Source organism: Gemmatimonadota bacterium, assembly GCA_041390125.1.
Classification (GTDB): Bacteria; Gemmatimonadota; Gemmatimonadetes; order Longimicrobiales; family Gaopeijiaceae; genus JAGQIF01.
Genome location: JAWKQN010000016.1, coordinates 97,472 through 104,710, shown reverse-complemented (window position 1 = coordinate 104,710; position 7,239 = coordinate 97,472). Strand labels below are relative to the sequence as shown.

The following is a 7,239-nucleotide window of genomic DNA, read 5'->3' as shown; positions in this document are numbered from 1 at the left end:
ACGTGGGACGGGTTCGCGCCCTGGACGCGCATCGGTGTGACGTTCCGACCGGACGTGACCGTCGGCAGCCGCGTGAGCGTACGCGTGCGATACCGTGGGGCACCCACGCCGGAGGAGCTGGGCTTCCCGATCGACCGGATCACACCGGAATGGGTGGAGCTCAACATCGATGGTGCCTGGCATCCGATCTTCGAGTCCGTCTCGGAGGTGTTCACGGCCGCGTTCGATCTCGTGATCGATCCCGCGTGGACCGTGGTCTCGAGCGGAATCGTGTCGCGGAGCGCGGACGGCTTCCGGGTCGAGAATACCCTGCCCCAGATCGACATCGCCCTCGTGGCTGCGCCCGACCTGGAACGACGCCGCAGAGGGGTCTTCGAGCTCTATGCCCGCGGGGGGGACGGACGGTCTCTGGAGGCGCTGCTGGACATGGGGGGTGCTTGCGTGGCCTTCCTGAACGAGCGCTACGGCGGCACGCACCCCATCACGGCGGCGAACGTGGTGGTGGCGCCGCGGGACGATACCGGGTACGCCCGCCGCGGCTTCATCAGCTTGAGCCGCCTGGACGCGCACACCGCGGAGGGGCTCGCGGGCTACCTGTGCCACGAGCTCGCGCACTTCTGGCATGTGGGCGCGGGTGCCAGCTCGCCCGATCACTGGCTCAACGAGTCCTTCGCCGAGTACGCGGCGGTCTCGTTCGTCGGTGCGCGCTATGGCGCCTCGGCCCGCGCCGCGCTACGAGAGGAGAAGGAACGCCGCGCCGACGGTCAGCCCCCGGTCTGGACTCCGGCGGCGACGGAGCGGCCTCCCCACGCGGTGCTCTACCACAAGGCACCGCTGGCCCTTCTCGACCTGGAGGCGCGCATCGGCGCGGACGCCATGCGTCGCTTCGTCGCGTTCGTGTTCGGCAGCCGGCCGGCCACCACGCAGACAGTGCTGGACGGCCTCGAGGAGATCGCCGGTCGGGACGCGCGGATCTGGTTCGCGGAGCGTCTGGCGAGATAGCGCGCACCCCCCCTAGACTGCGGGAGGACTGCGACCCGGAGTGCGACCCGTGGACAACGCCCAGCTGCGCGCCGTGATGATCTATCAGCTCGGGGCCTTCAGCGCGCCCGGTGTGGTGGTCGACGACAACACGGTGCACAAGGACGTGCTCACGGACGAAGGGGTGGGTACGGCCACACCGAAGCGGATCTACAAGGCCTTCGTGCGGGCCACCTTCGTGATGAACGGCCTCGAGGATCCCGAATGGCCGGCGGACTGGATGGACCTCACCGTGGCGGAGCTGGCGGCCGTGCTGCTGCCTCCGGGCGACGCGTGAGGCCCGTAGCCTCGCCAGCGGTGGAGGGGCCCGACGGCGCTCCACTCCCCGCGCAGCCCGGGGTGACAGGGCGGCGCCGAGCCGGTCCACTCGCTGAGCACGCGGTCGGGCGGCGGCGGCTCGCTTCTCCTGTGCTGATGCTCCTCGGCTGCGCACTTCCCTGCACGCTCGCGGCGCAGGAGCCGCCGCCACGGAACCTGTCGGTGGCGCTCGGCACCGTGCGTACGAACGCCGAGGCGGCCGCCATGCGGATCGCCATCGAGTACGCGGAAAGCCTGGGGGATGTCTTCCGCGTACGCAGCCGCGAAGGCGGCGTCCGTATCGTCGATTTCAGCCCCGTGGTCACCCTGGAGACCGGCGAGGCCGACGCCTTCAACCGCGTCATCGCCAAGATCCACGGGAACGTCATCTGGGTGCCGGACACGACCATCGCCGGGGTGCGAACGCCGTGCGGGACCTGCTTCTTCCACGTCGTCACCGTGGCGGGCGGCATCGAGGCCGATCGCGCCTTCGACGACGTGAACGTGCTGCTCGAAGGGGGATGGGTGCCGTGGTACCAGAACCTGCCCGGCGCTCGGCGCGGCGTGTTGGGACAGAGCACGTTCGGGGTGTTCCTGCAGGCGGGATACAAGGCCGACCTGCCGGACCCGGCTCCCGACACGCTGGGCGTCCCCGACGCCTCCGAGGAGGCGCCGGGCTCCGCGCTCTTCCGCCTCAAGGCGGACCTCGCGCTGACCCGTCCCATCGCCCTGGTCGAGTTCGGCCGGAGCGGCCTGGCCTTCCTGGGACGGGCCACCGGATGGCTGGACCTCGCGAACGGGGCCGCCTACCACCGGGTGGAGGCGGGCCTCCGCCTGAAGCTCGGCGAGGGCGAGAGCCTGGACTTCGTCTACCAGGACGGGTCCGGGGCGCCCAATTTCAATCCGGGCGAGCAGTTCAGCGCCAGCCTCGTCATCACGTTCTGAGGCTCGGTGCCCTGCGGCGGGGGGACCCGCAACCCGCTGCCGGCTGTACAGCGCCTCGTCGGCCGGCCACTTTGCCGTCCTCTCGCCACGATCCGGAGCCCGTCCATGCGCCGTTCGCTACTGCCGCTGCTCCCCGTTCTCGTCCTCGCGCCCCAGGCCGCCCTGGCGCAGACGCGGCAACCCACGATCCCGCCCCCCACCATCGTCGAGTACAAGCCGCAGTCGACGCTCGTGGTGCCGGAGCACACGGTGCCGCGCGCACGCTTCCCGGCCGTGGACTTCCATGGACACCCGCCGAACCTCGACAACCCGCAGACCATCCGAGAGGTGGTCGAAGCCATGGACCGGCTCAACCTGCAGGTCATGGTCCAGGCGCGCGGGAGCTCCGGTGAGCGGCTGACGCGGCAGATCGAAGCGGTGCGCGCCGCCGGCTACGCGGACCGTTTCGTGTTCTTCACGACGCTCGACCTGCGGGACGTCGGCCCCGGGTCCGGGGCGAAGCTGGCGGCACAGCTCGAGCGCGACGTGGCGGCCGGGGCCGTCGGCATCGGCGAGATCAACAAGGGCTTCGGCCTCGGCACCACCAAAGCCGACGGGAGCCGGCTCGCGCTCGACGACCCGGAGCTGGACGTGGTGTGGGAGACCGCGGGCCGCCTGGGCATCCCCGTCTTCGTCCACACGGGGGATCCGCCGGAGTTCTTCGAGCCGCTCGACTACTCGAACGAGCGCTGGCTGGAGATGGCGCTCTTCCCCAATCGCCAGTTCAACGATCGCTCGCAGTACCCGACCTTCGATGACCTGATGGCCGAGCGCGACCGGATGATCGCGAAGCACCCGAACACCACCTGGGTCGTGGCGCACATGAGCTGGTACGCCAACGACCTCGGCCGGTTGGGCGCGCTGTTCGACCGCTTCCCCAACGTGCACACCGAGCTGGGCGCGGTGCTCTATGATCTCGGCCGGCAACCCCGCTTCGCGCGCGAGTTCTTCGTGAAGTACAAGGACCGCATCCTGTTCGGGAAGGACTCCTTCGCGCCGGACGAGTATCCGTACTACTGGCGGGTGTTCGAGACCGCGGACGAGTACTTCGACTACTACCGCGACTATCACGCGTTCTGGAAGCTGTACGGGATGGAGCTGCCGGACGACGTGCTCCGACAGGTCTACTACGGCAACGCCCTCCGCATCATCCCGCGGATGCCGACCGCGGGGTTCCCGCGGTGAGCTAGACGGCCGGTCGGTCCCGCCGCGGAATGGAACGGGACAAGCTGGATCGGGGGGGTGTCCGGGGCGGTGGCCGCGGGCACCCCTCTTGGCAGGCCCCCGCTCCGATGCTACGATGGACGTAATATTTCGTCCACCGTAATAATGGCCACGTCATGACCCCGGACTCCGCGGGCCCCGAGCCCCTGACCCCAGCCGTCTTCCACGTCCTGCTGGCCCTGGGGGAGGGCCCCCTCCACGGCTACGCGGTCATGCAGCGGGTCGAGGAGGAGTCCGGCATCGCGATGGGACCCGGCACCGTCTACGGCTCCCTGAACCGCCTACGGGACCAGGCGTGGGTGGAGGAGGTGGAGGACGGGAGCGGAGACGCACGTCGGAGGCGCGCCTTCCGGCTCACGCGGGCAGGCCGGGCCGGTCTCGAGCGGGAGCTGGGCCGCATGACACGGCTGGCGGAGCTGGCGCGCACCCGTGGGCTCCGGCCCCGGGAAGCCCGATGAGGCTCGTGCGCACCCTCTACCGGCTCGCGCTCCGGCTCTTCCCGCCGGGCTTCCGCTCCGAGTGGTCGGAGTCGATGGAGGAGGATGCGCGCCGCCTGCTGGAGGACGCGCGCAGGAACGGCCGGAGCCGTTTGCGCGTCTCCTTCCGGCTGGCCGCCGACCTGGCGCAGGCGCTGCCGCGCGAGTGGGCGTACGTGCGCTCGCGCTCCCGCTCGATGCGTGGATCCACGGGCACCCGCGCGGTCCTGGGTGGCGTGCGACAGGACGCGCGCGCCGCGCTGCGTGCGCTCGTCCGGCGGCCGCGCCTCACCGCCGGGATCGTGCTGCTGCTCGGTGTGGGCCTGGCCGCCTGTGCGGCCGTGACGGCGGTGGTGAGCGCCTACGTGCTGCGCCCCCTGCCCTTTCCGGCTCCGGATCGTCTGGTGCTGGTCTCTCCGCTGCTGCCGTTGAACGAGTCGGAGGTGGGCGACCTGTTCGAGGCACCGGCGTCCTGGGACCTGGACGTGTTCACGTTGCTGGATGGCGACGCGCCCGAGCTGGTGCGGGGCGCGTGGATCTCGCCCGCCTACCCCGAGGCGTTCGGGCTGCGCACCGCCGCGGGAAGGCTGTTCCTCCCCGAAGAAACGCAGGGCGGCGGCAGGAGCGTGGCGCTCATCAGCCACCGACTCTGGCAGGAGCGCTACGGCGGCGACCCCGGAGTGGTCGGCCGCACCCTGACCGCCTTCACGTCCGATCGTCCGGAGGATTCGGAGACGTTCACGGTCGTGGGCGTGCTCGCCGCGGACGTGTGGCACTACAACCGCTACACCGACTTCCTGGCGCCGCTGCGCACCGATCGCACGATCTACGGGGGACGCCTGCGTCCCGACGTCCCGCCTGCCGCGGCGGCCGCGGCGCTGGAGCAACGGAGCCTGGCGCGCTTCGCGACCGTGCCCGACGACTTCGCGGTGGACGTCGAGCTCCTGCAGGACCGCTACACCCGGCCGCTGCGTCCCGTGCTCGGCGTCGCGGTGGCCACCGTGCTCCTGGCGCTGCTCATCGTCTGCGGAGACGCGGCGGCTCTGCTGCTCGTGCGGGCGGCGGTCCGCGAGCGGGAATTCACGATCCGGCGCGCGCTCGGCGCCGGACGCGGTCGACTGGTGCGCCAGCTCGTCTTCGAGGGTCTCGCGCTCTCCGGCGCGGCGGCGCTGCTGGGGCTGCTGCTGACCCATGTGCTCCTGGGGGCGGGCGCCCCGGCCCTCGAAGCCCACCTGGGCCAGGCCGTGCCCGGCGGCCTCGACGCGCTCCGGATCGATGCGCGCACCGTCGCCGTGCTGGTGACCCTGACGCTCGGCACCGGTGTGTTCTTCGGGCTGGCTCCGTTGCTGGGCGCCCTGCGCGCGCAGGGCGCGTCCGCGCTCGGCGAGGGCGGTCGCGGCAGCACTCGCGGTCGAGCGCGCCGCCGGCCCCTGGAGCTCCTGGTGGCGGGCGGGGTGGCGCTCTCGCTCACGCTGGTGGTGCCAGCCGGCCTGGCCCTGCGCGCGGTGGAGCACCTGCGCGACCTCGAGCTGGGCTTCGCGCCCGACCGGCTCTACAACGGGGGCGTGCTGCTGCGCGCCGAGAGCTACCCGACGTCCGAGGACCGGGTGCAGTTCTTCGAGCGGCTGCGAAGCACGCTCGCGGCGTTGCCCGACGTGGAGGGCGTCGCCGTCGGGACGCATCTGCCGTTCCAGACCGACTTCGTGGACCGGTTCTTCGAGAGCGAGTCCGGGACGGACGCCGCGTCCCGATCGGTCATGGGCGAGCTCATCGTCCACGACCGCCACTGGTTCGACGTGCTGGGCGTGCCGCTGCGCAGCGGCCGCGGCTTCCGTGCCGACGATGTGGACGGCGCGGAGCCGGTCGGGGTGGTGAGCCGCTCCCTCGCCGAGCGGCTCTGGCCCGGGCAGTCCGCGATCGGGCAGCGGCTGCGCGTCCGCCAGACCGCCAATGCGGACGAGGAGCCCGGGCCCTGGGTGCGGGTGGTCGGTGTCTCCGAGGACCTGCTCACCTCCGTGGGGGGCTCCGAGGGCGTGGGGCTGCACCTTCCATCCAGCCAGAACACGAGCACGTGGGGGCTCGTGGCGCTGCGCATGCGCCCGGGCGCGCCTCCGCCGTTGGCGGAGATGCGCCGCGCCCTGCGAACCCTGGACCCGACCGTCTCACTGTCAGAGACGGGCTGGCTGCACGACCTCGTGGACGCCGCCTCGCGGCCGGCGCGCTTCCTGGCGGGCCTGCTGGGGGTCTTCGCCGCGTTCGCGATCGCGGTGGCCCTGCTGGGCCTGTATGCCGTGCTTTCGTTCGCGGCCGCCCAGCGTCGGCGGGATGTCGCCATCCGCATGGCCGTGGGCGCACGCGAACAACAGGTGACGCGTCTCTTCCTGCGCGACGGGATGATCCTGGTCGCGACCGGATTGCTGGTGGGCTGCGTGGGCGCGCTCGCCCTCAGCGCCGGCATCGAAGGACAGCTGCACGGCGTGGGGGGCACCGATCCGACCGTCTTCGGCGCGAGCCTCGTGCTCCTCCTGCTCGTGGCCGGGCTCGCGGTGTGGATCCCCGCGCGCCGCGCCGCCCGCACCGATCCGATGACGGTGCTGCGGGAGGAGTGAGCACGCGGTCGCCCTCGTCGCTGGGATACCGCACGCCCACGCCTCCCCGACCTCGCTACTGCCGCTCCCAGAACGGAGGCACGTCGATGTCCAGCGCACGCAGATACACGTAGCCCTGGGCCCGGTGGTGGACTTCGTTGTCGATGACGTAGAAGAGGAGGTTCCAGACCGTCCCCTCCCACATCCCGAAGGCGTTGCGCGTCTCGCGGAAGCGGGCATCGGGAAGCTGCGGGAAGAGCTCGTCGATCCGGCGCGTCGATTCGTCCCAACGTTCCAGCAACTCCGCTTTGCCGAGCTCGCCCTCGGTGAAGCTGCGCCACTCGTCCGTGAGCGCGCCCTGCAAGGAAGGCTCGGCCATGTTGAGCAGCTCCCTGACCATGGCGCCGAAGGGTCTCATCCCGCCCAACGAGAACGTGTTGATCTGATCTGCGGGGAACGCCTCGATGACCCGGCGGGTGAGGCGGCGGTGACCCTGCCAGTGCTCGTGGAGCTCGGCGGGGGTGACGATGACGCCAGGGGCTGCGGACGCGGACATCGGTAGGCCTCCGTTGGACAGAGGGGCCGACCGGATCCTCGGATCGGCCCAGTTTCGGTTTTTGTTCGGTATG

Annotated in this window: 7 protein-coding genes; 6 read left to right on the top strand and 1 reads right to left on the bottom strand. The window is 71.4% G+C overall.

Annotation, left to right across the window (positions count from 1 at the left end; all coding sequences use genetic code 11):
- The 6 genes from R3E98_17440 to R3E98_17415 form a co-directional block, all read left to right on the top strand.
- On the top strand, window positions 1–1,002 hold a 1,002-nt coding region (locus R3E98_17440), incomplete at its 5' end, for a hypothetical protein (GenBank protein MEZ4425185.1).
- 49 nt (window positions 1,003–1,051) lie between these two features.
- Window positions 1,052–1,318, top strand: a complete 267-nt coding sequence (locus R3E98_17435; protein MEZ4425184.1) for a hypothetical protein — start codon at window positions 1,052–1,054, stop codon at window positions 1,316–1,318.
- 131 nt (window positions 1,319–1,449) lie between these two features.
- On the top strand, window positions 1,450–2,283 hold the full coding sequence (locus R3E98_17430) for a hypothetical protein (GenBank protein MEZ4425183.1): 834 nt from the start codon (window positions 1,450–1,452) through the stop codon (window positions 2,281–2,283).
- Between the two features lie 105 nt (window positions 2,284–2,388).
- On the top strand, window positions 2,389–3,507 hold the full coding sequence (locus R3E98_17425; protein ID MEZ4425182.1) for an amidohydrolase family protein: 1,119 nt from the start codon (window positions 2,389–2,391) through the stop codon (window positions 3,505–3,507).
- Between the two features lie 155 nt (window positions 3,508–3,662).
- A complete protein-coding gene (locus R3E98_17420; protein MEZ4425181.1) occupies window positions 3,663–4,004 on the top strand; it encodes a helix-turn-helix transcriptional regulator in 342 nt (113 codons plus the stop codon).
- Entirely contained in the window at window positions 4,001–6,631 is a 2,631-nt protein-coding gene (locus R3E98_17415) for an ABC transporter permease (GenBank protein ID MEZ4425180.1), read from the top strand. Before R3E98_17420 ends, R3E98_17415 begins: the two co-directional genes overlap by 4 nt.
- Before the next feature lie 55 nt (window positions 6,632–6,686).
- On the opposite strand, the gene R3E98_17410 is transcribed toward R3E98_17415, so the two are convergent.
- Window positions 6,687–7,166 (bottom strand): DinB family protein, encoded by a 480-nt coding sequence (locus R3E98_17410; GenBank protein MEZ4425179.1) that lies wholly within the window; start codon window positions 7,164–7,166, stop codon window positions 6,687–6,689.
- Window positions 7,167–7,239: the final 73 nt, after the last annotated feature.